Raw genomic sequence first — 24,584 nt, 5'->3', positions numbered from 1 at the left:
CGACTTCGGCCGGTGGACAGGACCGGTCAGGAATGGTGCAGGAGGCGCACGTGACACAGGGACCGCTGACGACGGAGGCCGGGGCTCCGGTCGCCGACAACCAGAACAGCGAGACCGCGGGCGTCGGCGGCCCGGTGCTCGTCCAGGACCAGCTGCTGCTCGAGAAGCTGGCCCACTTCAACCGTGAGCGCATCCCGGAGCGCGTGGTGCACGCCCGTGGCGCGGGGGCGTACGGCACCTTCACGGTGACCGCCGACGTCACCCCGTACACGCGTGCCGCGTTCCTCTCCGAGGTCGGCAAGCAGACCGAGGTGTTCCTGCGCTTCTCGACGGTGGCCGGCAACCTGGGCGCGGCGGACGCCGTCCGTGACCCGCGCGGCTTCGCGCTGAAGTTCTACACCGAGGAGGGCAACTACGACCTCGTCGGCAACAACACCCCGGTCTTCTTCATCAAGGACGCCATCAAGTTCCCGGACTTCATCCACACCCAGAAGCGGGACCCGTACACCGGCTCGACGGAGGCGGACAACGTCTGGGACTTCTGGAGCCTGTCGCCCGAGTCCACGCACCAGGTGACCTGGCTCTTCGGTGACCGGGGCATTCCCGCCTCGTACCGTCACATGGACGGCTTCGGCTCGCACACCTTCCAGTGGAGCAACGCGGCCGGCGAGGCCTTCTGGGTGAAGTACCACTTCAAGACCGACCAGGGCATCAGGAACCTGACCAGTGCCGAGGCCGCCCGGCTCGCGGGTGAGGACCCCGACTCCCACCAGCGCGACCTGCGCCAGGCCATCGAGCGCGGCGAGTACCCGAGCTGGACCGTCGGTGTGCAGATCATGCCGGTGGCCGAAGCGGCGACATATCGCTTCAACCCGTTCGACCTGACCAAGGTCTGGCCGCACGCGGACTACCCGGTGATCGAGATCGGCCGGCTGGAGCTCAACCGCAACCCGCAGAACGTCTTCGCCGAGGTCGAGCAGTCGATCTTCAGCCCCGCCCACTTCGTGCCGGGCATCGGGCCGTCCCCGGACAAGATGCTCCAGGGCCGCCTCTTCGCCTACGGCGACGCCCACCGCTACCGCGTCGGCATCAACGCCGACCACCTGCCGGTGAACCGTCCGCACGCCACCGTGGCACGCACCCACTCCCGGGACGGCCACCTCTACGACGGCCGCCACCAGGGGGCGAAGAACTACGAGCCGAACAGCTTCGGCGGCCCGCACCAGACGGACCGTCCGCTGTGGTCCGCGACGGCTGTGAACGGCGCGACGGGCAACCATCCGGCTCCGGTCCACGCCGAGGACGACGACTTCGTGCAGGCGGGCAACCTCTACCGCCTGATGAGCGAGGACGAGAAGGAACGCCTGGTCGCCAACCTGGCCGGATTCATCGCCAAGGTCTCGCGCGACGACATCGTCGAGCGGGCGATCGACAACTTCCGTCGGGCCGACGGAGACTACGGCAAGCGGCTGGAGGTCGCGGTCCAGGCCCTGCGCGGCTGAACTCCAGCGCTGGACCGCTTGCGGTGGCGGACGGGCCGGGCCCTCTTCGGGGCCCGGCCCGTCCCTTGCGTCAGGCCGGGACCCGCTGGCGTGCCGGTGCCCAGCAGCGGATGATGTCGCGGACCGAGACGATGCCCGCGGGTTCGTCGCCGTCCAGCACGATGAGGTGCCGGAAGCCGCCGTGCGCCATGGCGGCCGCCGCCTCCTCCAGCGTCCAGGCGGGAGCGGCGAAGACGACGTTGTTGGTGGTGTGGGCGTGGGCGCGTTCCGTGTCCGGGTCCTGGCCCAGGCCCACGGAGTTGAGGATGTCGCGTTCGGTGAGGATGCCGATGCCGCCGGCGTCGGGGTCGTGGACCACCGCCGCCCCCACCTTGCGCGCGGACATCAGCGCCGCCGCCTGGCGCAGGGTGTGGGTCGGGCCGATCGTGAGGACGACAGTGCTCATGGCGTCACGGACGAGCATGGATGGAGCCACCTCCTGGGAGTCTCCCCGCCGTTCGTTCGGAATTTCACAAATTCACAAGTGGGGGGGACTCTCAGGGTGGCAGGTAAAGGGAGGGTCAACAAGGGGGCGCTCGGTAACAACGGGGGGCTCAGTAGCGCTGATTGAGGTATCCCAGCAACTCGTCGTGCAGCAGGCCGTTCGATGCTGCCGCGTTGCCGCTGTGGGGGCCCGGGCGGGCGTCGAGGCCGGTGAAGGTGCCGCCCGCCTCGGTGACGACGATGGCCGGGGCGGCCATGTCCCACAGGGACAGCTCCGGCTCGGCGCACATGTCGACGGCGCCTTCGGCGACCATCATGTACGGCCAGAAGTCGCCGTACGCGCGCGTGCGCCACACCTCGCGGGTCAGGTCCAGGAAGCCGTCCAGCCGCCCCTGCTCCTCCCAGCCGCTGAGCGAGGAGTACGCCAAGGACGCGTCGGAGAGCTTGGAGACACGGGAGACCTGCAGCCGGGTCGCCTTGGTGAGGCTGCGGCCGGAGAACGCGCCGTGGCCCTTCGCCGCCCACCAGCGCCGGCCGAGGGCGGGGGCGGAGACGACCCCGACGACGGGCTGGAAGCCGCCTTCGCCGGCCTCCATCAGCGAGATGAGCGTGGCCCACACGGGCACGCCCCGCACGTAGTTCTTGGTGCCGTCGATCGGGTCGATCACCCAGCGGCGGGGGCCGGTGCCCTCGACGCCGTACTCCTCGCCCAGGATCGCGTCTCTGGGCCGGGCGCGCTGGAGCTGGCCGCGGATGAGTTCCTCTGCGGCCTTGTCCGCCTCACTCACCGGAGTCATGTCCGGTTTGGTCTCGACCTTGAGGTCGAGGGCCTTGAACCGGTCCGTCGTCGCGGCGTCGGCGGCGTCGGCGAGGACGTGGGCGAGACGCAGGTCGTCGAGGTAGTCGGGCATGCGACGAACCTATCTGCCGTGGTGGGGGTGGGGCTACCGGGGGTTTGCGGCGGTGGGGGTGTCGTGGGAAGCGGCCTGGGACCTGGTGTGCAGGATGTCGCGTGCCTGTTCCGCGGCGCGGGCCGTGCTCTCCGAGACGAAGTCGAGGAAACGGGCCACGTTCTCGAGGCGGTCCGCGGCCGGGGTGCCGGGGCCCAGCACGCCCACGCCCTGCCGTGCCACCCCGACGACCTGTGTGATGGCGCGTGCGCTGGCCAGCATCGACTGGTACCAGACGTCGTCGTCCACGACGTAGCGCTCGCGGCGGCCTTCGCCCGTCTCCCTGCGGACGAAGCCCTGGCTGTCGAGAAACGTGATCGCCTTGGACACGGAGGCCGGGCTGACCTGGAGCCGCTGGGCGAGTTCGGACGCGGTGAGGCTTCCCGAGTCGGTCATGCAGAGACAGGCCATCACCCTGGACATCATCTTGGGCATGCCCGACCCCATGAGGACGGTGGTGAACGTCTCCTCGTACTCGCGGAGGGCCTCCGCGTCCCGCCCGTCGGTCTGCGGGGGCGCCGTCGGGTCGCGGGGAACGGTCCGCCTGCGGCGCTGCGTGCGGCGTTCCGTGGCGCGGTGGGCCAGGTCGGCGCGGTAGGCCGTGGGGCCGCCGTTGCGCATGACCTCGCGCGTGACTGTCGACGTCGGGCGGTCCAGGCGCCGGGCGATCTCCGCGTAGGCGAGGCCGTCGGCCAGCCCCAGCGCGATCTGCTGGCGTTCCTGCTGAGTGAGTCTGCCTCCCGGCATCGTGGCCTCCTTCTTGGTGCGCGGTGGTCACACCATAGCGTTCATCGTCACTTCATTGCAACGGAGTGGCGTGCGGTGTTGCGTTCGTTGGCATAGCCGTTGCAATGATTTATGCATTCTGAGCTGCATCTATCGTCATTGCATGCAACAAAAGCGTTGCCTGTTCCGTGAATGCAACGTAGCTTTTCCATCATCGGAAACAGCGCGCCGCGCGCACCGAACGAAGGAGAAGCACCATGCAGAAGTTCGACACCCCCGCCCCCGTCTCCGCCGTCCTGGACGTCCCCGCCGGGCGCATCCGGCTCATCGCCGCCGACCGGGCCGACACCACCGTCGAGGTCCTGCCCGCGGACGCCGCCAGGAGCCGTGACGTGCGGGCCGCCGAGCGGATCGACGTCCGCTACGACGACGGCGTCCTGCGCATCACGGCCCCCGGGGCGAAGAACCGGATGCTCGGGAACTCCGGCGCCGTCGAGGTCACCGTGCAACTGCCCGCGGGCTCACACCTGGCGGGCAAGGCCTCCGCCGGTGAACTGCGCGGCGTCGGACGGCTCGGCGACGTCGCCTTCGAGGCGGCGCAGGGCCAGGTCAAGCTCGACGAGACCGCCGGCGCCCGCCTCACCCTGCTCGCCGGCGACATCACCGTCGGCGCCGCCCGCGGCGTCTCCGCGACCCTGGACGCCGGCACCGCCCACGGCCGCATCCACAACGCGCTCAGCAACACCGACGGCGCCGCCGCCGGTCTGACCATCCACGCCACCACCTCCCAGGGCGACATCACCGCCCGCAGCCTCTAGCAGCGTGGAAGGAGCACGGGTGGAGGGCCGGCCCACTCTCGCCCCAACGCCCCGCGCCACAAGGCCGAAACGCGCCCCCGGGTGCGCTCGCGAACCCTTGACAGTGGTTCCACGCGCGTCAAATCTGGGCGCAGATCCGCTCGCCCCAAGGGGAGGCGAAGATGCCTGCAGCGCGGGAATCCCTACTGGACGCCGCCTACACGGCGCTGGTGCGCCGCCCGTGGTCCGCCGTCCGGATGGTGGACGTGGCCGCGGCGGCCGGAGTGTCCCGGCAGACCCTCTACAACGAGTTCGGCAGCAAGGACGGTCTCGCCCGGGCGCTCGTGCGCAGAGAGGCCGACGGGTACCTCGCGGGGGTGGAGCGGGCGCTCACCGGGCACAGCGACCCGCGTGACCGGCTCACCGCCACCGCCGAGTGGACCGCGTCGGCCGCCCGGGACAACGTCCTCGTACGGGCCATGCTCACCGGCTGCTGGAGTGAGCGGCTGCCCGCCCCGGCCCTGACCGCCGTGCCGTCCGCCTCGGCGGTACCGGCACAGCGCCGCGCCGACGGGCCGCTGCCCACCCCCGGTGACTTCGTCGCCCTCGTCCGCGACCGCGCCGTCAGCCTCCTGGCCGGGCCCGGCACGCCCAAGTCCGACTCCGCCGACCTGGCCCGCTCCTGTGAACTCGCCGTCCGGCTCGCCCTGTCGTGCGTGGCCGCGCCGCCCGGCGACGGCGGAGTCGCCGATCTGGTCCGCAGCGCCCTTCGGAGACAGGAGGTCTGACGGGACGTCAGTGTGCCGATCCCGACAGCTGCAGCCCGATCACCCCGACGATGACGAGACTGATCGACACGATCTTCAGCGTCGACACCAGGTCACCCAGGAACACCATGCCGTAGATGGCCGTTCCCGCCGCCCCGATCCCGGTCCACACCGCGTAGGCGGGACCCACGTCGAGCCGTCTCAGCGCCAGGGTCAGCAGTCCGAAGCTGCCGAGGGCGAAGATGCAGAAGGCGACCGTGGGCCAGAGCCGGGTGAAGCCGTGCGACAGCTTCAGACACACCGCGAAGCCGGTCTCGAGCAACCCGGCCACGATGACCAGCAGCCACGCCATGAGTCGTCCTCCCGTATCCCACGTTCAGTGACCGCTTCATCAGTCTCAGCGTGCTCGTCAGGCCGGGCCGGGCTCGCGTCCGGCTTGGGTGCGATTATGCACTTACCGTCCGCACGCCAGGACAAACAACGCGGAGGTCAGTCGCCTTCCTTGCGCTCGCGCGTGGCCAGCAGCCGCCGCAGCGAGTACAACCGGGCCGGGTCCGCGTGCCCCGCGGCCACCCACGCGTCCAGCGCGCAGTCCGGCTCGTCGTGGCTGCACGCGCGCGGGCAGCCCTCGGTGCCCGGCTCCAGGTCGGGGAAGGCGTGGATGACCCGGGACGGATCCACGTGGTTGAGTCCGAAGGACCGCACGCCCGGCGTGTCGATGACCCAGCCGTCGTTGCCCGACAGCGGCAGCGCCAGTGCCGAGGTGGTGGTGTGCCGGCCGCGGCCCGTCACCGCGTTCACATGCCCCGTCGAACGCCGCTGCTCCTCGGGCACCAGGGCGTTCACCAGGGTCGTCTTGCCGACACCGGAGTGCCCGACGAACGCCGTGATCTTGCCGTCGAGCTGCTCCCGCACCCGGTCGACGGCGACGCCGCTCTCCAGCTCGGCGCGACTGGTGACGACGTAGGGGATGTCCAGGTCGCCGTACAGCTCCAGCAGCTTCTCGGGGGGCGCGAGGTCCGACTTGGTCAGCACCAGCAGCGGATCCAGACCACCGTCGTAGGCCGCGACCAGACAGCGGTCGATCAGCCGGGGGCGGGGCTCGGGGTCGGCGAGGGCGGTGACGACGGCCAGCTGGTCGGCGTTGGCGACGACCACCCGCTCGAACGGATCGTCGTCGTCCGCGGTGCGGCGCAGGACCGAGGTCCGCTCCTCGATGCGCACGATCCGCGCGAGGGTGTCCTTCTTGCCCGACAGGTCGCCCACCAGGGCCACCCGGTCGCCGACCACCGCCGCTTTGCGGCCCAGCTCGCGGGCCTTCATCGCCAGGACCACACGGTCCTCGACGAGACAGGTCAGGCGGCCCCGGTCGACGGTGAGGACGAGGCCCTCGGCGGCGTCCTCGTGCTTGGGGCGGATGTTCGTCCGGGGCCGGGTGTTGCGGCGGCCCGGACGGGTGCGGATGTCGTCCTCGTCGGTGTGCTTGCCGTAGCGGCGCATGACGTGATCCCTGCGTCCTACGCCCCGAGCATCCCGGTCCACAGGTCGGGGAAGTCGGGCAGGGTCTTGGCCGTCGTCGCCACGTTCTCGATCTGCACGCCGTCCACCGCCAGCCCGATGATCGCGCCGGCCGTGGCCATGCGGTGGTCGTCGTAGGTGTGGAACACCCCGCCGTGCAGCCGGCGCGGGCGGATGTGCAGGCCGTCGGCGGTCTCGGTGACGTCGCCGCCGAGTTCGTTGATCTCCTTGGTCAGCGCGGCCAGCCGGTCCGTCTCGTGCAGCCGCAGATGGGCCACGCCGCGCAGAGTCGACGGGGAGTCCGCGAGGGCCGCGACGGCCGCGATGCCCGGGGTCAGCTCGCCGACCTCGCCCAGGTCGACATCGATGCCGTGGATCGAGCCGGAACCGGTGAACACCAGGCCGTACTCGGTCAGTTCGCAGGAGCCGCCCATCTCGGTGAAGATCTCGCGCAGCCGGTCACCGGGCTGCGTGGTGCGGGCCGGCCAGTCGGGGACGACGATCTTGCCGCCGGTCACCAGCGCGGCCGCCAGGAACGGCTGGGCGTTCGACAGGTCCGGTTCGACGACCAGGTCCCGGCCGAGCAGGGCGCCCGGCGAGACCCGCCAGACGTTCGGCTCGCCGCCCGACTCGGGCGTGTCCACCTGGGCGCCGACCGCGCGCAGCATGTCGACGGTCATGCGGATGTGCGGCATGGAGGGCAGCGTCGCGCCGGTGTGGCGGACCTCGACGCCCTGGTTGAAGCGCGGGCCGGACAGCAGCAGGGCGCTGACGAACTGCGACGAGGAGGAGGCGTCGACGGTGACCGTGCCGCCGTCCAGGGCACCACTGCCGTGCACGGTCATCGGCAGGGCGCCGCGGCCGTCGTCGTCGATCCGGGCGCCGAGCTGACGCAGCGCGTCGATGACGCCGCCGAGGGGACGCTCGTAGGAACGCGGGTCGCCGTCGAAGCGGACGGGACCGTCGGCGAGGGTGGCGACCGGCGGCAGGAACCGCATCACCGTGCCGGCGTTGCCGACGTCGACGGTGGCCGGGCCGCGCAGCCCGGTGGGGAGCACCCGCCAGGCCTCGCCCGTGCCGTCGGGGCCCACACCCTCCTCGATCTCGATGCCCATCGCCCGCAGCGCGCCGGCCATCAGCAGGGTGTCGCGGGAGCGCAGGGGGCGGCGCAGCCAGCCCGGTTCCGAGGCGAGGGAGGCGAGGACCAGGGCACGGTTGGTGACCGACTTGGACCCGGGCACGTGGACCGTCGCGTCGACGGCTCCGCTCGCGTGCGGGGCGGGCCAGAGGGCGGTGTCTGCGGTGTTCGGGGCCATGGCCCCACTTTATAAGCAGGCAGTGGTTCGAGTGCGGCTGCGTCGTGGCTGGTCCCGCCCCACGGCGGAGCCGCAGACCGGCACGGCTCCGCGCCCTTCCGGGCAGGTCACAGCCCGAGCAGCCAGCGCCCTCCGCCGATCAGCGAGCACAGCGACACCGCGTGGAAGAGGAAGAACCACAGCCCCGCCGGCACGTGCGTCAGCCGCGACAGCTGGTCCGCGTCCGAGTCCCCGGCCCCGCCCCGGGCCCGCTTCGCCTGGAGTTCGAAGGCCGGGCGCACTCCGCCGATGAGCAGGAACCACACCACCACGTACGCGAAGGCCGCCTGGACCTGGGGACCCGCCATCCAGGACACCAGCACGAACAGGCCGCCGGTGACGAGCATGGTCAGGGCGCCGTAGGCGTTGCGGATCATCACGAGCATGGCGAGCAGCAGGGCCGTCGCCAGCCACAGCAGCAGCGTGATGCGGCCGGCGCCGAGCAGGGCCGCGCCGCCGAGACCCAGCAGGGGCGGGGCGGTGTACCCGGCGGCCGCAGTGAGGATCATGCCGATGCCGTGCGGCTTGCCGCGGCTGACGGTCAGGCCGCTGGTGTCCGAGTGCAGGCGTATGCCCGTCAGGGTGCGGCCCGTGAGCAGGGCCACGAGCCCGTGACCGCCCTCGTGGGCGATGGTGATGGCGTTGCGGGAGATGCGCCACAGGCCGTGCGGGAGCACCACGGCGAGCGCGGCGCCCAGGGTCGCGATCACCACCCACAGATCGGGGTCGGGCTGAGTATCGGAGACCTCGTCCCAGAGGGAGGCGAGCGAGGCGGTTGCGGTGCTGTCCATGGGTGGCGTCGGCTCCCTTTGGGCGAGTCGATGGGGGTCGGCGCGTAGCGCCGTCGTCGGGGGGTGGTGGTCGGGCGACGGGTGGGCCTGGCAGTGTGGCACGTATGTGCGGACGGTATTCAGCGAGTCGTAGGCCAGAGGATCTCGCAGGAATCTTTGAGATCGAGAAGTGGGAGCCCGAGGAGACCCTCGCGCCCGACTACAACGTGGCGCCCACCAAAGAGGTCTACGCCGTCCTGGACCGCCCCCTGAAAGACGCCGGCGACCCGCGCCCGGTTCGGCAGCTGCGCACCCTGAAGTGGGGACTGGTCCCGTCCTGGTCGAAGACCCCCGAGGGCGGCGCCCGGATGATCAACGCCCGCGCGGAGACCGTCCACGAGAAGCCGTCCTACCGTCGCGCCTTCTCCTCCCGCCGCTGCATCCTGCCCGCCGACGGCTACTACGAGTGGGTCACCGGCACCCAGGAGCGCGAGCTGGAGGTCGAGGGCAAGAAGAAGCGGCCCCGCAAGCAGCCGTACTTCGTGACACCGGCCGACGGGTCGGTCTTCGCCATGGCCGGGCTGTACGAGTTCTGGCGCGACAAGACCCTGCCCGACGACCATCCGCAGGCCTGGTGGGTGACGTGCTCGGTCATCACCACGGAGGCGGAGACAGGCCCGCTCGCGGTGTCCCCGGCCGACGGGCCGCGGGCACTCGCCGAGATCCACCCCCGGATGCCGCTGATGCTGACGCCCGACCGCTGGGACGCCTGGCTCGACCCGTCCCGCACGGACACCGACGAGCTGCGCGAGCTGCTCGCCCCGCCGCCCGAGGGGCTGATGCGGGCCTACCCGGTCGCCACCGCCGTAAGCAACGTGCGCAACAACGGGCCGGAGCTGCTGAAGGAGCTGGAGGGGCCCGAAGAGGGCACACTCTTCTGACGTGACGCATGTGACGAAGACGGCAGCCACGACCACCGAGACCGTCGAGACCGGCGCCGGGACCGCCCGGATCACCTGGCACGCGGCCAAGAAGGCCCGGCTGGTGCTCGCCGTCAGCCATGGCGCCGGGGGCGGCATCGAGGCCCGTGATCTGCAGGCCCTGGCCGAGGCGCTGCCCGCCCACGGCGTGACCGTCGCCCGGGTGGAGCAGCCCTGGCGGGTGGCCGGGAAGAAGCTCGCGCCCGCGCCGAAGACGCTGGACACCGGCTGGCGCGGCGTCTGGCCCGCGCTGGCGAAGTCCGGGCTGCCGGTGATCTCCGGCGGGCGCAGCGCCGGGGCCCGGGTGGCCTGCCGTACCGCGACCGAGCTGGGGGCGCACGCCGTGCTCGCGCTCAGCTTCCCGCTGCACCCGCCGGGCAAGCCGGAGAAGTCCCGCGCCGACGAACTGCTGGGCGCCGGGGTGCCCACCCTGGTCGTGCAGGGCGGCAACGACCCGTTCGGGAAGCCCGGGGAGTTCCCCGCCGGGGAGTACCGGCTCGTGGAGGTCCCGTACGCAGATCATGGCTTCGCCGTGCCGAAACGTGCGGAGATCTCGCAGGACGAGGCCGTGGCGGTCATCACGGACGCGGTCGTAGGGTGGGCCGGGTCACTCGGGTAAAGCTTCGGGAATGCCGGGGCGGCGGTCACTGTTGTGCGGGACGTACGTGCTGGAGACCAGCACCGACGTCGTAGGAGAGGGAGTCCGCCGCATGGGTTCGACCATCTGCCCGACCCGCCGCAGCCGCGCCGACCTGGACTGGACGGTGCTGCACGCGGCCAGGACCGCCCCTATTCGGGCGGCGGGCGGACCGGATCGTCGTCTATCCTCCGATTCGGGTGAGACCGGTCTCGGTCTCACGAGAACACTCGAGGAGGTGGGTCCGGTCACTGGGACCGACGCAGGGACCGACAACGGCCAGGCGGAGCAGCCCGAGGGCCAGGGCGGCACGGGCGCGGAGACGGCCGCGGAGCGCAGCGCGCGCTTCGAGCGGGACGCGCTCGAGTTCCTCGACCAGATGTACTCGGCCGCACTGCGCATGACGCGCAACCCGGCCGACGCCGAGGACCTGGTGCAGGAGACGTACGCCAAGGCGTACGCGTCCTTCCACCAGTTCCGCGAGGGCACCAACCTCAAGGCCTGGCTGTACCGGATCCTCACCAACACCTTCATCAACTCCTACCGCAAGAAGCAGCGCGAACCCCAGCGCTCCGCGGCCGAGGAGATCGAGGACTGGCAGCTCGCCCGCGCCGAGTCGCACATGTCGACGGGCCTGCGCTCAGCGGAGTCGCAGGCGCTCGACCACCTGCCCGACTCGGACGTGAAGGCCGCGCTCCAGGCGATCCCCGAGGAGTTCCGCATCGCGGTCTATCTCGCGGACGTCGAGGGGTTTGCCTACAAGGAGATCGCCGACATCATGGGGACACCCATCGGTACGGTGATGTCCCGGCTGCACCGGGGCCGTCGTCAGCTGCGCGGCATGCTGGAGGACTACGCCCGTGACCGCGGGATGGTGCCGGCCGGTGCCGGAGAGTCGAACGAAGCGAAAGGCTCGGGGTCATGAGCTGCGGAGAGCCGCACGAGACGGATTGCAGCGAAATCCTCGATCATCTCTACGAGTTCCTCGACCGTGAGATGCCCGACTCGGACTGCGTGAAGTTCGAGCACCACTTCGAGGAGTGCTCGCCCTGCCTCGAGAAGTACGGCCTGGAGCAGGCCGTGAAGAAGCTCGTCAAGCGCTGCTGCGGGCACGACGACGTGCCGGGCGACCTGCGGGACAAGGTCATGGGCCGGATCGAGCTGATCCGCTCCGGCCAGGCCGTCCCCGAGCAGGACGTCACGGCCTCGCCCGCCACGCCGCGGGAGTCCTGACACTCCTGCACCTTTCAACTACCCCACCTCCGCACGGGTAGTCGCCCTCGCACACGTCACTCGAACGTGCTAATCCGTGGGTCATCGACCCACGGAACCCCCTGCCGCCGCCCTAGGCTCCGGGCCTGACGGACATGGCCGGGGGAGGGGCTCATGGAAGCGGTACCGGCACGGGCACGTGTCTTCATCGCCTGTGCCGCCACGGCCGCACTGCTCTGTCTGCTGCCGCAGCCGGGCCCCCGCGCCCCCTGGTGGGCGGTCGCGCTGCTCGCCGTGCTGTACGCGGGATGCGAGCGCGTCGCCCGGTCCCGGTTCACCGGCATCTCCCACCCGGCCGGGACCTTCTACCCCGTCCTGCTCGCCGGTGCCTTCCTCCTGCCGGCGCACGCCGCCGCGCTGGTGGCCGTGCCCGGCGCGCTGCTCTCGCACGTCGCCCGACGGCCCGTGGCGCTGCGGCGCCTCTGGCGGACCGCGCAGCTCGTCCTCGCGGTGTGGGCCGCGGCCGAGGTGCACCGGCTGCTCGGCGGGCGGGACGCGGTCGCCGCGGGCGACGTTCCCTACGCGCTCGGGCCCGCCGGAGCGGCGGTGCTGGCGTTCTGCCTGGTGCTCGCGCTGCTCGACGGCGGGATCCTGGCCGTGGCGGAACGGGTGCCGGTACGCCGGGCCTGGCGGGGACTGGTGGAGCGCTCGCTCGCGCCGATCGCCGTGCACGGTCTCGCCGGACTGATGATGGCCGTCCTGTGGCGCAGTCCCTACGGGCCCGTCGCCGCATTGCTCGTGCTGCTGCCCATGTGCGTCTCGTGGTGGGCGTTCGCCCAGTACCACCGGGAGCGCGCCGCCCACCAGGCGACCATCCGGGCCCTGGTGCAGGCCGTCGACATCAAGGACGGATACACCCGAGGCCACAGCGAGCGCGTCGGACAGGCCTCGATGATGATCGCCCGCGAGCTGGGCATGGCCGACGAGCGCGTCGAGGTGCTCCGCTTCGCCGGGATTCTGCACGACGTCGGCAAGCTGGGCGTGCCCACCCGGCTGCTCCGCAAGGACGGGCCGCTGACGCCCGAGGAGCGGCGGGTGATCGAGCTGCACCCGGAGTACGGGCACGAGATGGTGCGCGGCATCGGCTTCCTCGGCGAGGCCCGGGCCGCCGTGCTGCACCACCACGAGCGGCTGGACGGCAGCGGCTACCCCTACGGCCTGGTGGGCCGTCAGATCCCCGAGTCCGCACGGGTCGTGGCGGTCGCGGACGCCTTCGACGCCATGACCTCCACCCGCAGCTACAGCAGAGCCCGGCCCGTCGCCGTCGCCCTGGCCGAATTGGAGCGGTGCGCGGGCAGCCACTTCGACCCGGTGATGGTCGCCGCGCTCGTCGAGGCCGTCGGGCGGACGGGATGGCACCCCGCGGTGACCGCCGACGACGAGGAGACCCGCCCGACGCGCGTGCCGCCGCCCGGCGCGCCCCTCGCCGGCCGCCCGGGAGCACACCGATGAGCGCGGGCCGCCCCTCGCTGCTCACCCTCGTCCACGCCTGCGCCGCCCTCTTCGCCGCCGGATCCCTGGCCGCCACCCTCGACCGCGGCCTCGAGGAACGCCGGGTCGCCCTCGCCTTCGGCGTCCTCGTCGCCGTCGGCGAACTCACCCGGCGCAACGGCGCCCGGATCAGGGAACCGGCACCGCTCGGGGCCGCGGCGGCCCTGTCGTACGCCCTGCTCGGAGAGGCCGGCGGGCACGCCACCCACCACGGGCCCGCCCAGGCCGTCTCCGTGGTGCTGGCCGCCTCGCTGCTCGGCAGCGTCCCGCACATCGCACGCGGACAGGGGCCCACGCTCGACCACCTGGCCCGCCGCGTGCTCACCGTCGGATGCGTCGCCGTCTGCTTCCAGCCCCCCTACAACCGGGGCATGTTCGACGACTGGGGCGGACCCGCCTACGCCCTGCTGCTGCTCGCGCTGCTGTCGCTGACCGCGCTGTGTGACGCGGTGCTCGCCGCCGCCCTCGCCCACACCCGCACCGGCTGGCCCTTCGGGCCGGTGCTGCGCGACGAACTCCGGGCCGTGTGCGGCATCGGGTCCGCCGTCATCGCCACCGGGGCCGTGATGGCCCTCGCGGTCGCCGTCGTGGGCCTGTGGGCGCTGCCCGTCTTCTCCGTTCCGCTGCTGCTCGCCCAGATGTCGTTCCGCCGGTACGCCGCCGTCCGGTCCACCTACCGGCAGACCATCGCCTCCCTCGCCCGCGCCACCGAGGTCGCCGGCTACACCCCCAACGGCCACGCCCGGCGGGTCGCCGCGCTCAGCACGGCGGTAGGGCGGGACCTGGGGCTGACCGGGCCCGAACTGGCCGTGCTGGAGTACGCCGCGCTGATGCACGACATCGGGCAGCTCAGCCTCGTCGACCCGGTGCCCGCGGGCGCCACCGCGGCCCTGCCGGCAGCGGAGCAGCGACGGATCGCCCTGCTCGGCGGGGCCGTCGTACGGCAGACGGGCGTCGACGAGGCGGTGGCCGTGGTCGTGGAGCGGCAGGCCGACCCCTACCCCGAGCAGCCGCTCGCCGCGCGAATCGTCCGGGCCGTGAACGCGTACGAGGAGAAGTCCAGGGAAGGAGGGCCCGGCGGGCCGCTGACGGCGCTGGAGGAACTCCGGCTCGCCACCGCCGGGACGTACGCCCCGGAGGTGGTGGAATCACTGGCCCGGGTACTGGCAAGGAGCAGTCTGACGCTGCCCGTGGCTGGGTAACCCATGGGTAATGAGCGCCCCCGAGGCCGTACGTGGTTGGATGCGAAGGAGAAGGTGTCCGGGGGCTCGAAACACAGCTACGGCCAGCCCACCGCACGGAACTGGCAGGCGGGAATCGTGAGGATCTTCGGCAAGGGACGGCACCGGCCCTCCGCCTCCTGGCGGCAGGCCACGGACCGGGCGTTCACCCTCATCGGCGACGGCCGGTACGAGGACGCAGGCGCACTGTTGACACGTGCCGCCGATCTGGAGCCCTGGCTTTCCGAGTCCTGGTTCAATCTCGCGCTGCTGCACAAGTTCCGGCACGACTGGGAGCAGGCGCGGGCGGCGGGCCTGCGGGCCGTGGCGCTGCTCGACCGGGACACCGGCGCGCCCGACTGGTGGAACGTCGGCATCGCCGCCACCGCGCTCCAGGACTGGCCGCTGGCCCGGCGCGCCTGGCAGGCCTACGGGCTGCGGGTGCCGGGAGCGGCCAACGACTCCGGTGAGCCCCTCGGCATGGACCTCGGCAGTGCGGCCGTACGGCTGTCCCCGGAGGGGGAGGCCGAGGTCGTGTGGGGGCGGCGGCTGGATCCCGCGCGGATCGAGGTGCTGTCCATTCCGCTGCCGTCGTCGGGGCGGCGCTGGGGCGAGGTCGTCCTGCACGACGGTGTGCCGCACGGGGAGCGGACCACGGCCGCCGGGCACACCTACCCGGTGTTCGACGAGATCGAGCTGTGGGCGCCCTCGCCGGTGCCGACCTGGGTGGTGCTGCTGGAGGCGGCGACCGAGTCGGACCGGGACGCGCTGGAGCAGCTGGCGGCGGACGCCGGGTTCGCGGCGGAGGACTGGTCCTCCTCGGTGCGGTTGCTGTGCCGGATGTGCTCGGAGTCGCGGATGCCGTCGGACGAGGGCGACGGGGAGCATCTCGACCCGCACGATCACAGTGAGCCGGGGCATCCCGGGCCGCTGGGGCACCGGACGGACGGGCAGCTGTGGGTTCCCGAGCGGGAGTGCGGGTTGGCTGCGCCGGCTGCGCTGGTCCGGGGGCTTTTGGACGGGTGGGTCGCCGACAGCCCGGATTCTCGTGACTGGCGGGATTTGGAAGAGGTCTGCTAGGTCGTCCGACGGGTGCGGCGCCGTGGGGGTTGATCGCGCAGTTCCCCGCGCCCCCAAGAGAAGAAGGGGCGTCCGAGTCCGGCGTAATCTGTATCAGGATCTCAGCCCGGTCAGTTTCAGGAAGGCGTACACGACGTCATGGCTCAGCAGGACACCGATCAGCAGCGTGCGGGCGTGCTCCCCGTCGATGACGAGGGGTACGTGATCGACACGGAGGACTGCGAGGAGCGCGAGGCGGCCTGGCGGGAGCGCGGCACCTCGCGGCCGATCACCGTCGTCGGGAACCCGGTGCTGCACAAGGAGTGCAAGGACGTCACCGACTTCGGCGAGGAGTTCCAGCAGCTCGTCGCGGACATGTTCGCCAGCCAGCGCACCGCCGAGGGCGTGGGCCTCGCCGCCAACCAGATCGGCGTCGACGCGAAGGTCTTCGTCTACGACTGCCCGGACGACGAGGGCGTCCGGCACACCGGCGTCGTCTGCAACCCCAAGCTCGTCGAACTGCCCGCCGAGAAGCGCCGCCTGGACGACAGCAACGAGGGCTGCCTGTCGGTGCCCACCGCGTACGCGCCGCTCGCCCGGCCCGACTACGCCGAGGTGACCGGGCAGGACGAGAAGGGCAACCCGATCAAGGTGCGCGGCACCGGGTACTTCGCTCGGTGTTTGCAGCACGAGACGGACCACCTGTACGGCTACCTGTACATCGACCGGCTCTCCAAGCGCGAGCGCAAGGACGCGCTGCGGCAGATGGCCGAGAACGAGCCCCGCTACCCGGTCGTGGCCAACGACTGACCTTCCTCCGCCTCACCACGCGCACGGCGTCTGTTCGGGTGTCCCACCCAGGACAGGCGCCGTTCGTCTGTGCGGTTCGTCTGTGCGGTTCGTCTGTGTCGTTCGTCTGTGTCGTTCGTCTGTCCGTCGCATGTTCGATCGCTTCTGCTCTCCTGGTGATCCACAGGAAGTCACACAACGGGAGATTCCCGGCAGTGTGGGGTGGTGAATGAAGCAAATGCGTTCCCAGAACGGTCAGTTGTAGTGCTGAATGGGATGAGCGGGGTATGCAACGGCGCACGCCCGGCACGAAGGGAGGGGCGCCCGCGCCAACTGGCGGCTGAGAGGGGTTAGTTCGTGCATGCTTTGTCACACGGCACCACATGGACACCGGTCACGATCGCAGTTCCACCGTCGCTCTCTCTCCCGGTGATCGAGGCGGCGTTTCCCCGTCGGCTCCACCCGTATTGGCCGAAGTGCCAGGAGAAGACCCGGGCCTGGCTGCTCGAAAAGCGGCTCATGCCGGCGGACAAGGTGGAGGAATATGCCGACGGCCTTTGCTACACCGACCTCATGGCCGGGTACTACATCGGCGCCCCGGACGAGGTCATGCAGGCGATCGCCGATTACAGCGCCTGGTTCTTCGTCTGGGACGACCGTCACGACCGCGACATCGTGCACGGCCGCCCCGCGGCCTGGCGGCTGCTGCGGGACCGGCTGCATTCGGCCCTCGACTCCCCCGGGGAGCACCTGCACCACGAGGACCCACTGGTCGCCGGGTTCGCGGACAGTGTGCAGCGGTTGTACGCGTTCCTGTCCCAGACGTGGAACCTCCGGTTCGCCCGGCACTTCCACGCGGTGATCGACGCGTACGACCGGGAGTTCCACAATCGCACCCAGGGAATCGTCCCGACGGTCGACGAATATCTTCGGCTGCGGCGGCTCACGTTCGCGCACTGGATATGGACGGACCTGCTGGAACCGGCCGCCGGCTGTGAACTCCCCGACGCCGTGCGGAAACACAGCGCATTTCGGCGGGCCGCCCTGCTCAGTCAGGAGTTCGCCGCCTGGTACAACGATCTGTGCTCGCTCCCCAAGGAGATAGCGGGCGACGAGGTGCACAATCTCGGAATCAGTCTCATCACCCACGAGGGGCTGACCCTGGAACAGGCTGTCGTGGAAGTCCGGCGCCGTGTCGAGAAAACCATCACCGATTTCCTCGACGTCGAACAGGAGGCCATACGATTCGCCGACGGCCTCGCCGACGGCACCGTAAGGGGAAAGGAACTGAGCGCCGCCGTGCGGAGCTGCCTGGGCAATATGCGGAACTGGTTCAGTTCCGTCTACTGGTTCCATCACGAGTCCGGCCGGTACATGGTCGACAGCTGGGACGACCGGTCCACGCCCCCGTACGTCAACAACGAAGCGGCAGGTGAGAAATGACCGTCGAGTCTGTGAAGCCCGAAACCCCGCCGGCCGTGGAGCTGCGGGAACCGCCCCGGGCGGGCGGTGCCGTCCCGGTCCTCGGGCACGGCTGGAAGCTGGCACGCGACCCGCTGGCGTTCATGTCCCGGCTGCGCGAGCACGGCGACGTCGTGCGGCTGGCGCTCGGCCCGAAGACGGTGTACGCGGTCACCACCCCCGCCCTGACCGGCGCCGTGGCGCTGAGCAACGACTTCATCATCGCCGGGCCGCTGTGGGAGTCCCTGGAGGGCCTGCTCGGCAAGGAGGGCGTGGCCACGGCGAACGGTCCGCTGCACCGGCGCCAGCGGCGCACCATCCAGCCCGCCTTCCGGCTCGACGCCATCCCCGCCTACGGCCCGATCATGGAGGAGGAGGCCCACGCGCTCGTAGAGCGCTGGAAGCCCGGCGAGACGATCGACTGCACGTCGGAGTCCTTCCGGGTGGCCGTGCGCGTCGCGGCCCGCTGCCTGCTGCGCGGCGACTTCATGGACGAGCGTGCGGAACGGCTGTCCCTCGCCCTCACCACCGTCTTCCGGGGAATGTACCGGCGGATGGTGGTCCCGCTCGGACCGCTCTACAACCTGCCGGTCCCGGCCAACCGGAAATTCAACCGGGCCTTGGCCGATTTGCATCTCCTGGTCGACGAGATCGTCGCCGAGCGCCGGGCATCCGGTCAAAAGCCGGACGATTTGCTGACGGCATTGCTCGAGGCGAAGGACGACAATGGCGAACCGATCGGGGAACAGGAGATCCACGATCAGGTCGTCGCGATCCTCACCCCCGGCAGCGAAACCATCGCCTCCACGATCATGTGGCTGCTGCATATGCTCGCGGAGCACCCCGAACACGCCGACCGGGTGCGCGACGAAGTGCAGGCGGTCACCGGTGGGAAGCCGGTGGCATTCGCAGACGTCCGAGGACTCAGGCACACCAACAATGTCGTCGTCGAGTCCATGCGTTTGAGCCCAGCCGTCTGGATTCTGACGCGCCGGGCGGTACGGGACACGGAACTCGGTGGATACCGCATTCCGTCCGGGGCGGACATCATCTACAGCCCTTACGCGATCCAGCGCGACCCGAGGTCGTACGAGCGGAACCTGGAGTTCGACCCGGACCGCTGGCTTCCGGAGCGGGTCAAGAACGTCCCGAAGCACGCCATGAGCCCCTTCAGCGTGGGCAACCGCAAGTGTCCCAGCGACCACTTCTCGATGGCCATGCTGACGCTGATCACGGCGGCCCTGGCCACCGCGTACCGCTTCGAGCAGGTCGCGGGGTCGAAGGACGCCACGCGGGTGGGGATCACGCTCCGGCCGCACGACCTGCGGGTGCGGCCGGTGGCGCGGTGACCGGCATGCCCCTCAGGCCGCTTCCGGGCCCCTGAACGTCCGCCGGTAGGCGTTCGGGGTGGTCCCGATCGCCCGGACGAAGTGGTGGCGCAGCGTGGCCGCGTTGCCGAACCCCGTCCGGCCGGCGATCGCGTCCATGGTCTCGTCCGTCGCCTCCAGCAGCCGCTGGGCCAGCAGCACGCGCTGGCGCAGCACCCAGCGGTAGGGAGTCGTACCCGTCTCCTGCTGGAAGCGGCGGGCGAAGGTCCGCGGGGACATGAGGGCGCGGGCGGCCAGCTGCTCGACCGTGACCTCCTCGTCCAGGTGCCGTTCCATCCACGCCAGCACCTCACCGATCGTGTCGGCCTCCGGGAGCGGCAGCGGGCGCTCGATGTACTGGGCCTGGCCGCCGTCCCGGTGCGGGGGCACCACCATCCGCCGGGCGATCTTGTTGGCGACCTCGGTGCCCTGCTCCTTGCGCACCAGGTGCAGGCAGGCGTCGATGCCGGCGGCCGTGCCGGCGGAGGTGATCACGGGGTCCTCGTCGACGTAGAGCACGTCCGGCTCGACGACCACGCGCGGGTACAGACGGGCGAGGTCCGCGGCGTGCTTCCAGTGCGTGGCACAGCGGCGGCCGTCCAGCAGCCCGGCCGCGGCCAGCACGAAGACGCCGGAGCAGACGCTGAGCACCCGGGCGCCACGGTCGACCGCGCGCCGCAGGGCGTCCAGCAGCTCCGGCGGGAAGTCCCGGGAGGCGTAGCTGTGCCCGGCCGGCACGGCGATCAGATCGGCCGACTCCAGCCGCTCCAGGCCGTGCTCGGCGTGGAGCGAGAAACCCGAGTTCATCCGCAGCACCGGGCCCTCGGCCGAGGCGACGGCGAAGTCGTACACCGGCAGGCCCTCGTCGCTGCGGTCGGTGCCGAAAACCTCGCACACCACACCCAGTTCGAAGGGATTCACGCCGTCGAGCAGGGCGACGGCCACGTTCTGCAGCATGCGTCCAGTGTGCCTCGCCGTTGGCAGTAATTCGAGGGTCTACGGCAGTCCTGCCACTGACGGTAAGGAGTCATCAGCGCGACAGTGGTGTCCATGAACAGCAACCAGGTAGAAGCACTGATCGGACTGACCGCCACCTTCGGGATCCTGGTCCTCCTGATCCTCCCGTCCGTGATCGGCCTGGTGCGCGAGAGGCGCATCGACCGTCAGATCCGGGAGGCTCAGGAGGCCCGCGAGGAGGTGCCGGCTCAGAAGTCCTCGTCCAGGTCGACGGTGCCCTCCACCGCCACCTGGTACGCCGAGGGACGCCGCTCGAAGAAGTTGGTCAGCTCCTGAACCCCCTGGAGCTCCATGAAGGAGAAGGGGTTCTCGGAGCCGTACACCGGAGCGAAGCCGAGGCGGGTCAGCCGCTGATCCGCCACGCACTCCAGGTACTGCCGCATCGACTCGGTGTTCATACCCGGCAGGCCGTCACCGCACAGGTCGCGCGCGAACTGCAGCTCGGCCTCGACGGCCTCCCGGAGCATGTCCGTCACCTCCTGCTGGAGCCGGTCGTCGAAGAGCTCCGGCTCCTCCTTGCGGACGGTGTCGACCACGTCGAAGGCGAAGGACATGTGCATCGTCTCGTCGCGGAACACCCAGTTGGTGCCGGTGGCCAGGCCGTGCAGCAGGCCCCGGCTGCGGAACCAGTAGACGTACGCGAAGGCCCCGTAGAAGAACAGGCCCTCGATGCACGCGGCGAAGCAGATCAGGTTGAGCAGGAAGCGGCGGCGGTCCGCCTGGGACTCCAGGCGCTCCAGCTTCTCGACCTCGTTGATCCACTTGAAGCAGAACCCGGCCTTCTCGCGGATGGACGGGATGTTCTCCACGGCCGCGAAGGCCGCCGCCCGGTCCTCCGGGTCGGGGAGATAGGTGTCGAGCAGCGTCAGATAGAACTGCACGTGCACCGCCTCCTCGAAGAGCTGACGGCTCAGGTACAGCCGCGCCTCGGGGGAGTTGATGTGCTTGTACAGCGTCAGCACCAGGTTGTTCGCGACGATCGAGTCGCCCGTCGCGAAGAAGGCGACCAGCCGGCCGATGAGGTGCTGCTCCGCGGGGGAGAGCTTGGCGAGGTCGGCGACGTCCGAGTGGAGGTCGACCTCCTCCACGGTCCAGGTGTTCTTGATGGCGTCCCGGTAGCGCTCGTAGAAGTCGGGGTAGCGCATGGGGCGCAGGGTGAGTTCGAAGCCGGGGTCGAGAAGGTTCTGGGTGGTCATTACTGGCAGGCCTCGCAGGACTCGGGGTTTTCCAGGGAGCAGGCGACCGCTTCCGGGTCGGGGGTGGCCTGCACGGGCACGGTGGCCCGGGCGGCTCGGGCGATGCGGGTCGCCGGGCGCGAGCGCAGGTAGTACGTCGTCTTCAGCCCGGACTTCCAGGCGTAGGCGTACATCGAGGAGAGCTTGCCGATGGTCGGTGTCTCCAGGAACAGGTTCAGGGACTGGGACTGGTCCAGGAACGGCGTCCTGGCCGCCGCCATGTCGATCAGGCCGCGCTGCGGGATCTCCCACGCCGTGCGGTAGAGGGCGCGCACGTCCTCGGGGATCCAGGCGAAGCCCTGCACCGAGCCGCTGGCCTCGCGCAGGGCCTCCCGGGTGCGGGCGTCCCACACGCCGAGCCGCTTCAGCTCGTCCACCAGGTAGGAGTTGACCTGGAGGAACTCGCCCGACAGCGTCTCGCGCTTGAACAGGTTGGACACCTGCGGCTCGATGCACTCGTACACGCCCGCGATGGAGGCGATGGTGGCCGTGGGCGCGATGGCCAGCAGCAGCGAGTTGCGCATGCCGGTCGTGGCGACGCGCTCGCGCAGCGCCGCCCAGCGCTCCGGCCAGGTCAGCTCCGCGTCGTAGTGGTCCGGGTGCAGCACGCCCCGGGCCGTGCGGGTCTTCTCCCAGGCCGGCAGCGGGCCGTTGCGCTCGGCGAGGTCGGCGGAGGCCTCGTACGCGGCGAGCATGATCCGCTCGGCGATACGGGTGGACAGGGCCTTGGCCTCGGGCGAGTCGAAGGGCAGGCGCAGCTTGAAGAAGACGTCCTGGAGGCCCATCGCGCCGAGGCCGACCGGACGCCAGCGGGCGTTGGAGCGGCCCGCCTGCTCGGTCGGGTAGAAGTTGATGTCCACGACCCGGTCGAGGAACGTCACGGCCGTGCGGACGGTCTCGTCCAGGCGCTCCCAGTCGATGTCCCCGCCGGTCACGAACGCGCCGAGGTTCACCGAGCCCAGGTTGCAGACCGCCGTCTCGCCGTCGTCGGTGACCTCCAGGATCTCCGTGCAGAGGTTGGAGGAGTGCACGACGTGTCCGGGCTCGGCCGTCTGGTTGGCGGTGCGGTTGGCGGCGTCCTTGAAGGTCATCCAGCCGTTGCCGGTCTGCGCGAGGGTGCGCATCATGCGGCCGTACAGCTCACGCGCGGGCAGGGTCTTCTTCGCGAGGCCCTTCGCCTCGGCCGCCCGGTACGCGGCGTCGAACTCCTCGCCCCACAGGTCGACCAGCTCCGGCACGTCGGAGGGGGAGAACAACGACCACGGCGCGTCCGCGTTCACGCGCCGCATGAACTCGTCCGGCACCCAGTGCGCGAGGTTCAGGTTGTGCGTACGGCGGGCGTCCTCGCCGGTGTTGTCGCGCAGCTCCAGGAACTCCTCGATGTCGGCGTGCCAGGTCTCCAGGTAGACCGCGGCGGCACCCTTGCGCCGGCCGCCCTGGTTCACGGCGGCGACCGAGGCGTCCAGGGTCTTGAGGAACGGGACGATGCCGTTGGAGTGCCCGTTGGTGCCGCGGATCAGTGAACCGCGGGCGCGGATCCGGGAGTAGGCGATGCCGATGCCGCCGGCGTGCTTCGACAGCCGCGCCACCTGGTGATACCGGTCGTAGATGGAGTCCAGCTCGTCCTGCGGGGAGTCCAGGAGGTAGCAGGACGACATCTGGGGGTGCCGGGTGCCGGAGTTGAAGAGCGTGGGGGAGGAGGGGAGGTAGTCGAGGCGGCTCATGAGCCCGTAGAGAGCCGCGACCTCGTCCACCGCGCGTACGGTGTCGTCCTCGGCGAGACCGCACGCCACCCGCAGCATGAAGTGCTGGGGCGTCTCGACGACCTTGCGGGTGTGCGGGTGGCGCAGCAGATAGCGGCTGTGCAGGGTGCGCAGGCCGAAGTAGCCGAAGCGGTCGTCGGCCGCACGGTCGATCAGCGCGTCGAGGCGGGCGGCGTGGACGCGCACGAACTCGGCGGTGCGGTCGGCGATGAGCCCCTCGCGGTGGCCGACCGCGACGGACTCGGTGAAGGACGTGACGCCCTGCGAGGCGGCCTCCTCGCGGATGCCGATGGTCAGCAGCCGGGCGGCCAGCCGGGAGTAGGCGGGGTCCTCGGAGATCAGACCGGCCGCTGCCTCCGTCGCCAGTTCCCGCAACTCCGCCTCGTCCGCGGCGGCGGACCGGCCGCGCAGCGCGGCGGCGGCGACCCGGCCGGGGTCGGCGTCGGGGAGGTCGGCGGTCAGCTCGCTCAGGGTCCGCAGCAGCGCGGCACCGGGAGCGTCGTGCTCCTCTTCGGCTGAGACCGGTTCGGCTGGCGCGATGGTCACGTGGGGCTCTCCCTCGCTCGGCACGGGGGCCTCGTCGAGGGCAGGGGGCAGCACGCGAGCGCACTGCGGCGTCGCGTCCACCGGCCCACTCCACGAGGCCCGGACGTCAGGGCACACCGGCCGGGTGGCCGGGTGCGCTGTCGGCAGGTCCTCGGACTGACCCCTGTGCACGACGGCCCCAGGAACGGGCGGTTCCGGGAACAGACATGCACAAGTACACCGTTGCGGGACAGTTCCGGATTCGCACCGGATTCCCCTGCGGCGACAGCGAGCACGAGCATACATCTTGTGCCGGGTTCGAACGGCACCCCCAGATGTTGTGTCGTGCTGGTTTCAGAGCGTCAACTCATAGGTGAGAAGAGTGATGTCCGTCAGCTCCGGGAGGGGGTTCCAGTCACGATCGGGGGTACGCGTGAAGCCCAGCCGTCCGTAGATGCGGTGGGCCGCGTGCATGGTGGGCTGGGTCGACAGCACGACGCTCCGGCAGCCCGGGGTGGCCCGTGCCCGCTCGACGCAGGAGCGCACGAGGGCCTCGCCGACTCCCTGTCCGCGGGCCGCGTGCGCGACGGCGAGCATGCGGATCTCGGCCTCTCCGGGGCCGGCTATGTCGGCCATGGGCCCGCCGGACGGCACGAAGGTGACGCCGCCGAGCACGCGGCCGTCCTTCAGAGCCGCCAGGACGTCCGCGGCGCCGGCTCGTCCGGCGACGTCCCTCAGTACGCCCAGGTACGCGTCGCCCTCGCCGAAGTCGAGGAGGCCGTCCTGAAGGTAGGCCTGGGCGGTGATGGTGCCGAGTTCGTCGTATTCGGTGGGATGCGCACGGCGGATCAGGAGGTCCATGGCGCGAGTGTGCACGACAGCGGGCCGCCGATGTGTGTC

At 70.9% G+C, this 24,584-nt stretch carries 25 protein-coding genes and 1 riboswitch; of the genes, 14 read left to right on the top strand and 11 right to left on the bottom strand.

Features of this window, described 5'->3' with window-relative positions:
• The first annotated feature begins 50 nt into the window (after positions 1-50).
• Positions 51-1,502 carry a catalase gene (locus ACFV20_RS26090; protein WP_385660216.1) on the top strand — a complete coding sequence of 484 codons (1,452 nt, stop codon included), beginning with the start codon at positions 51-53 and terminating at the stop codon, positions 1,500-1,502.
• A gap of 70 nt (positions 1,503-1,572) precedes the next feature.
• Here the strand turns inward: ACFV20_RS26090 and ACFV20_RS26085 are convergent, their stop codons facing one another.
• The 3 genes from ACFV20_RS26085 to ACFV20_RS26075 all read right to left on the bottom strand — a co-directional run bounded on the left by ACFV20_RS26085 (position 1,573) and on the right by ACFV20_RS26075 (position 3,682).
• Complete coding sequence (locus ACFV20_RS26085) at positions 1,573-1,965, bottom strand: cyclic nucleotide-binding/CBS domain-containing protein (RefSeq protein ID WP_385660214.1); 393 nt, start codon at positions 1,963-1,965, stop codon at positions 1,573-1,575.
• A gap of 130 nt (positions 1,966-2,095) precedes the next feature.
• Positions 2,096-2,896, bottom strand: coding sequence for a histidinol-phosphatase (gene hisN, locus ACFV20_RS26080; RefSeq protein ID WP_366711890.1), 801 nt, complete (start codon positions 2,894-2,896; stop codon positions 2,096-2,098).
• A gap of 33 nt (positions 2,897-2,929) precedes the next feature.
• Positions 2,930-3,682, bottom strand: a complete 753-nt coding sequence (locus ACFV20_RS26075) for a helix-turn-helix domain-containing protein (RefSeq protein ID WP_385660211.1) — start codon at positions 3,680-3,682, stop codon at positions 2,930-2,932.
• Between the two features lie 236 nt (positions 3,683-3,918).
• Here ACFV20_RS26075 and ACFV20_RS26070 point away from each other — a divergent pair, with 236 nt between their 5' ends.
• Together ACFV20_RS26070 and ACFV20_RS26065 are read left to right on the top strand one after the other, a co-directional pair.
• Positions 3,919-4,479, top strand: coding sequence for a DUF4097 family beta strand repeat-containing protein (locus ACFV20_RS26070; RefSeq protein WP_385660209.1), 561 nt, complete (start codon positions 3,919-3,921; stop codon positions 4,477-4,479).
• 161 nt (positions 4,480-4,640) lie between these two features.
• Positions 4,641-5,246 (top strand): TetR/AcrR family transcriptional regulator, encoded by a 606-nt coding sequence (locus ACFV20_RS26065; RefSeq protein WP_385660207.1) that lies wholly within the window; start codon positions 4,641-4,643, stop codon positions 5,244-5,246.
• 7 nt (positions 5,247-5,253) lie between these two features.
• Here ACFV20_RS26065 and ACFV20_RS26060 read toward each other — a convergent pair whose 3' ends face one another.
• The 4 genes from ACFV20_RS26060 to ACFV20_RS26045 all read right to left on the bottom strand — a co-directional run bounded on the left by ACFV20_RS26060 (position 5,254) and on the right by ACFV20_RS26045 (position 8,889).
• Positions 5,254-5,577, bottom strand: a complete 324-nt coding sequence (locus tag ACFV20_RS26060; protein ID WP_385660205.1) for a DMT family transporter — start codon at positions 5,575-5,577, stop codon at positions 5,254-5,256.
• A gap of 137 nt (positions 5,578-5,714) precedes the next feature.
• Positions 5,715-6,725 carry a ribosome small subunit-dependent GTPase A gene (gene rsgA / locus ACFV20_RS26055; RefSeq protein ID WP_385660203.1) on the bottom strand — a complete coding sequence of 337 codons (1,011 nt, stop codon included), beginning with the start codon at positions 6,723-6,725 and terminating at the stop codon, positions 5,715-5,717.
• Positions 6,726-6,742: 17 nt separating this feature from the next.
• Positions 6,743-8,059, bottom strand: coding sequence for a 3-phosphoshikimate 1-carboxyvinyltransferase (aroA, locus tag ACFV20_RS26050; RefSeq protein ID WP_385660201.1), 1,317 nt, complete (start codon positions 8,057-8,059; stop codon positions 6,743-6,745).
• A 107-nt stretch (positions 8,060-8,166) separates the two neighbouring features.
• On the bottom strand, positions 8,167-8,889 hold the full coding sequence (locus ACFV20_RS26045; protein WP_385660199.1) for a M50 family metallopeptidase: 723 nt from the start codon (positions 8,887-8,889) through the stop codon (positions 8,167-8,169).
• Positions 8,890-8,993: 104 nt separating this feature from the next.
• On the opposite strand from ACFV20_RS26045, the gene ACFV20_RS26040 reads away from it, so the two are divergent.
• From ACFV20_RS26040 to ACFV20_RS25995, 10 genes are all read left to right on the top strand, one after another.
• Entirely contained in the window at positions 8,994-9,809 is an 816-nt protein-coding gene (locus ACFV20_RS26040) for an SOS response-associated peptidase (RefSeq protein WP_385660197.1), read from the top strand.
• A gap of 1 nt (position 9,810) precedes the next feature.
• On the top strand, positions 9,811-10,467 hold the full coding sequence (locus ACFV20_RS26035; RefSeq protein ID WP_385660195.1) for an alpha/beta family hydrolase: 657 nt from the start codon (positions 9,811-9,813) through the stop codon (positions 10,465-10,467).
• 256 nt (positions 10,468-10,723) lie between these two features.
• On the top strand, positions 10,724-11,410 hold the full coding sequence (sigR, locus tag ACFV20_RS26030) for an RNA polymerase sigma factor SigR (RefSeq protein ID WP_221755890.1): 687 nt from the start codon (positions 10,724-10,726) through the stop codon (positions 11,408-11,410).
• Positions 11,407-11,718, top strand: a complete 312-nt coding sequence (gene rsrA, locus ACFV20_RS26025) for a mycothiol system anti-sigma-R factor (RefSeq protein ID WP_234849268.1) — start codon at positions 11,407-11,409, stop codon at positions 11,716-11,718. The genes sigR and rsrA overlap by 4 nt, the downstream gene beginning before the upstream one ends.
• Positions 11,719-11,871: 153 nt before the next feature.
• Positions 11,872-13,209 carry an HD-GYP domain-containing protein gene (locus ACFV20_RS26020; RefSeq protein ID WP_385660192.1) on the top strand — a complete coding sequence of 446 codons (1,338 nt, stop codon included), beginning with the start codon at positions 11,872-11,874 and terminating at the stop codon, positions 13,207-13,209.
• On the top strand, positions 13,206-14,450 hold the full coding sequence (locus ACFV20_RS26015; RefSeq protein ID WP_385660190.1) for an HD domain-containing protein: 1,245 nt from the start codon (positions 13,206-13,208) through the stop codon (positions 14,448-14,450). The genes ACFV20_RS26020 and ACFV20_RS26015 overlap by 4 nt, the downstream gene beginning before the upstream one ends.
• A gap of 117 nt (positions 14,451-14,567) precedes the next feature.
• Positions 14,568-15,548: a hypothetical protein gene (locus ACFV20_RS26010; RefSeq protein WP_344459154.1), complete on the top strand. Its 981-nt coding sequence runs from the start codon at positions 14,568-14,570 to the stop codon at positions 15,546-15,548.
• Positions 15,549-15,686: 138 nt separating this feature from the next.
• A complete protein-coding gene (def, locus tag ACFV20_RS26005) occupies positions 15,687-16,337 on the top strand; it encodes a peptide deformylase (RefSeq protein WP_234849272.1) in 651 nt (216 codons plus the stop codon).
• A 336-nt stretch (positions 16,338-16,673) separates the two neighbouring features.
• Positions 16,674-17,759, top strand: coding sequence for an epi-isozizaene synthase (cyc1, locus tag ACFV20_RS26000; RefSeq protein WP_385660187.1), 1,086 nt, complete (start codon positions 16,674-16,676; stop codon positions 17,757-17,759).
• Positions 17,756-19,126, top strand: a complete 1,371-nt coding sequence (locus tag ACFV20_RS25995) for a cytochrome P450 (RefSeq protein WP_385660185.1) — start codon at positions 17,756-17,758, stop codon at positions 19,124-19,126. The genes cyc1 and ACFV20_RS25995 overlap by 4 nt, the downstream gene beginning before the upstream one ends.
• Positions 19,127-19,138: 12 nt before the next feature.
• Here the strand turns inward: ACFV20_RS25995 and ACFV20_RS25990 are convergent, their stop codons facing one another.
• On the bottom strand, positions 19,139-20,101 hold the full coding sequence (locus tag ACFV20_RS25990) for a GlxA family transcriptional regulator (RefSeq protein ID WP_385660183.1): 963 nt from the start codon (positions 20,099-20,101) through the stop codon (positions 19,139-19,141).
• A gap of 93 nt (positions 20,102-20,194) precedes the next feature.
• Between ACFV20_RS25990 and ACFV20_RS25985 the strand changes: the two genes are divergently transcribed.
• Positions 20,195-20,437 (top strand): hypothetical protein, encoded by a 243-nt coding sequence (locus ACFV20_RS25985; RefSeq protein ID WP_199825691.1) that lies wholly within the window; start codon positions 20,195-20,197, stop codon positions 20,435-20,437.
• Here ACFV20_RS25985 and ACFV20_RS25980 read toward each other — a convergent pair.
• The 3 genes from ACFV20_RS25980 to ACFV20_RS25970 form a co-directional block, all read right to left on the bottom strand.
• On the bottom strand, positions 20,350-21,357 hold the full coding sequence (locus ACFV20_RS25980; RefSeq protein ID WP_385660180.1) for a ribonucleotide-diphosphate reductase subunit beta: 1,008 nt from the start codon (positions 21,355-21,357) through the stop codon (positions 20,350-20,352). The genes ACFV20_RS25985 and ACFV20_RS25980 overlap by 88 nt on opposite strands.
• Entirely contained in the window at positions 21,357-23,705 is a 2,349-nt protein-coding gene (locus ACFV20_RS25975; RefSeq protein ID WP_385660178.1) for a ribonucleoside-diphosphate reductase subunit alpha, read from the bottom strand. Before ACFV20_RS25975 ends, ACFV20_RS25980 begins: the two co-directional genes overlap by 1 nt.
• Before the next feature lie 124 nt (positions 23,706-23,829).
• A riboswitch (cobalamin riboswitch) is annotated at positions 23,830-24,003 on the bottom strand.
• Positions 24,004-24,038: 35 nt separating this feature from the next.
• Positions 24,039-24,545, bottom strand: a complete 507-nt coding sequence (locus tag ACFV20_RS25970; RefSeq protein ID WP_385660176.1) for a GNAT family N-acetyltransferase — start codon at positions 24,543-24,545, stop codon at positions 24,039-24,041.
• Positions 24,546-24,584 lie beyond the last annotated feature (39 nt).

Source organism: Streptomyces sp. NPDC059696 (genome assembly GCF_042733745.1).
Classification (GTDB): Bacteria; Actinomycetota; Actinomycetes; order Streptomycetales; family Streptomycetaceae; genus Streptomyces.
The sequence above is the reverse complement of the archived record's forward strand: the minus strand, read 5'-3'. Positions and strand labels throughout refer to the sequence as shown.

Bases quoted from the DNA above. Each gene is read 5' to 3' on its own strand.
- hisN (WP_366711890.1), bottom strand. From the start codon at position 2,896: ATGCCCGACTACCTCGACGACCTGCGTCTCGCCCACGTCCTCGCCGAC.
- def (WP_234849272.1), top strand. From the start codon at position 15,687: ATGGCTCAGCAGGACACCGATCAGCAGCGTGCGGGCGTGCTCCCCGTC.
- ACFV20_RS26040 (WP_385660197.1), top strand. From the start codon at position 8,994: ATGTGCGGACGGTATTCAGCGAGTCGTAGGCCAGAGGATCTCGCAGGA.
- ACFV20_RS26065 (WP_385660207.1), top strand. From the start codon at position 4,641: ATGCCTGCAGCGCGGGAATCCCTACTGGACGCCGCCTACACGGCGCTG.
- ACFV20_RS26045 (WP_385660199.1), bottom strand. From the start codon at position 8,889: ATGGACAGCACCGCAACCGCCTCGCTCGCCTCCCTCTGGGACGAGGTC.
- rsrA (WP_234849268.1), top strand. From the start codon at position 11,407: ATGAGCTGCGGAGAGCCGCACGAGACGGATTGCAGCGAAATCCTCGAT.
- ACFV20_RS26085 (WP_385660214.1), bottom strand. From the start codon at position 1,965: ATGCTCGTCCGTGACGCCATGAGCACTGTCGTCCTCACGATCGGCCCG.
- ACFV20_RS26070 (WP_385660209.1), top strand. From the start codon at position 3,919: ATGCAGAAGTTCGACACCCCCGCCCCCGTCTCCGCCGTCCTGGACGTC.
- aroA (WP_385660201.1), bottom strand. From the start codon at position 8,059: ATGGCCCCGAACACCGCAGACACCGCCCTCTGGCCCGCCCCGCACGCG.
- ACFV20_RS25980 (WP_385660180.1), bottom strand. From the start codon at position 21,357: ATGACCACCCAGAACCTTCTCGACCCCGGCTTCGAACTCACCCTGCGC.
- rsgA (WP_385660203.1), bottom strand. From the start codon at position 6,725: ATGCGCCGCTACGGCAAGCACACCGACGAGGACGACATCCGCACCCGT.
- ACFV20_RS26020 (WP_385660192.1), top strand. From the start codon at position 11,872: ATGGAAGCGGTACCGGCACGGGCACGTGTCTTCATCGCCTGTGCCGCC.
- ACFV20_RS26075 (WP_385660211.1), bottom strand. From the start codon at position 3,682: ATGCCGGGAGGCAGACTCACTCAGCAGGAACGCCAGCAGATCGCGCTG.
- ACFV20_RS25985 (WP_199825691.1), top strand. From the start codon at position 20,195: ATGAACAGCAACCAGGTAGAAGCACTGATCGGACTGACCGCCACCTTC.
- ACFV20_RS26060 (WP_385660205.1), bottom strand. From the start codon at position 5,577: ATGGCGTGGCTGCTGGTCATCGTGGCCGGGTTGCTCGAGACCGGCTTC.
- ACFV20_RS25990 (WP_385660183.1), bottom strand. From the start codon at position 20,101: ATGCTGCAGAACGTGGCCGTCGCCCTGCTCGACGGCGTGAATCCCTTC.
- ACFV20_RS25970 (WP_385660176.1), bottom strand. From the start codon at position 24,545: ATGGACCTCCTGATCCGCCGTGCGCATCCCACCGAATACGACGAACTC.
- ACFV20_RS25995 (WP_385660185.1), top strand. From the start codon at position 17,756: ATGACCGTCGAGTCTGTGAAGCCCGAAACCCCGCCGGCCGTGGAGCTG.
- ACFV20_RS26015 (WP_385660190.1), top strand. From the start codon at position 13,206: ATGAGCGCGGGCCGCCCCTCGCTGCTCACCCTCGTCCACGCCTGCGCC.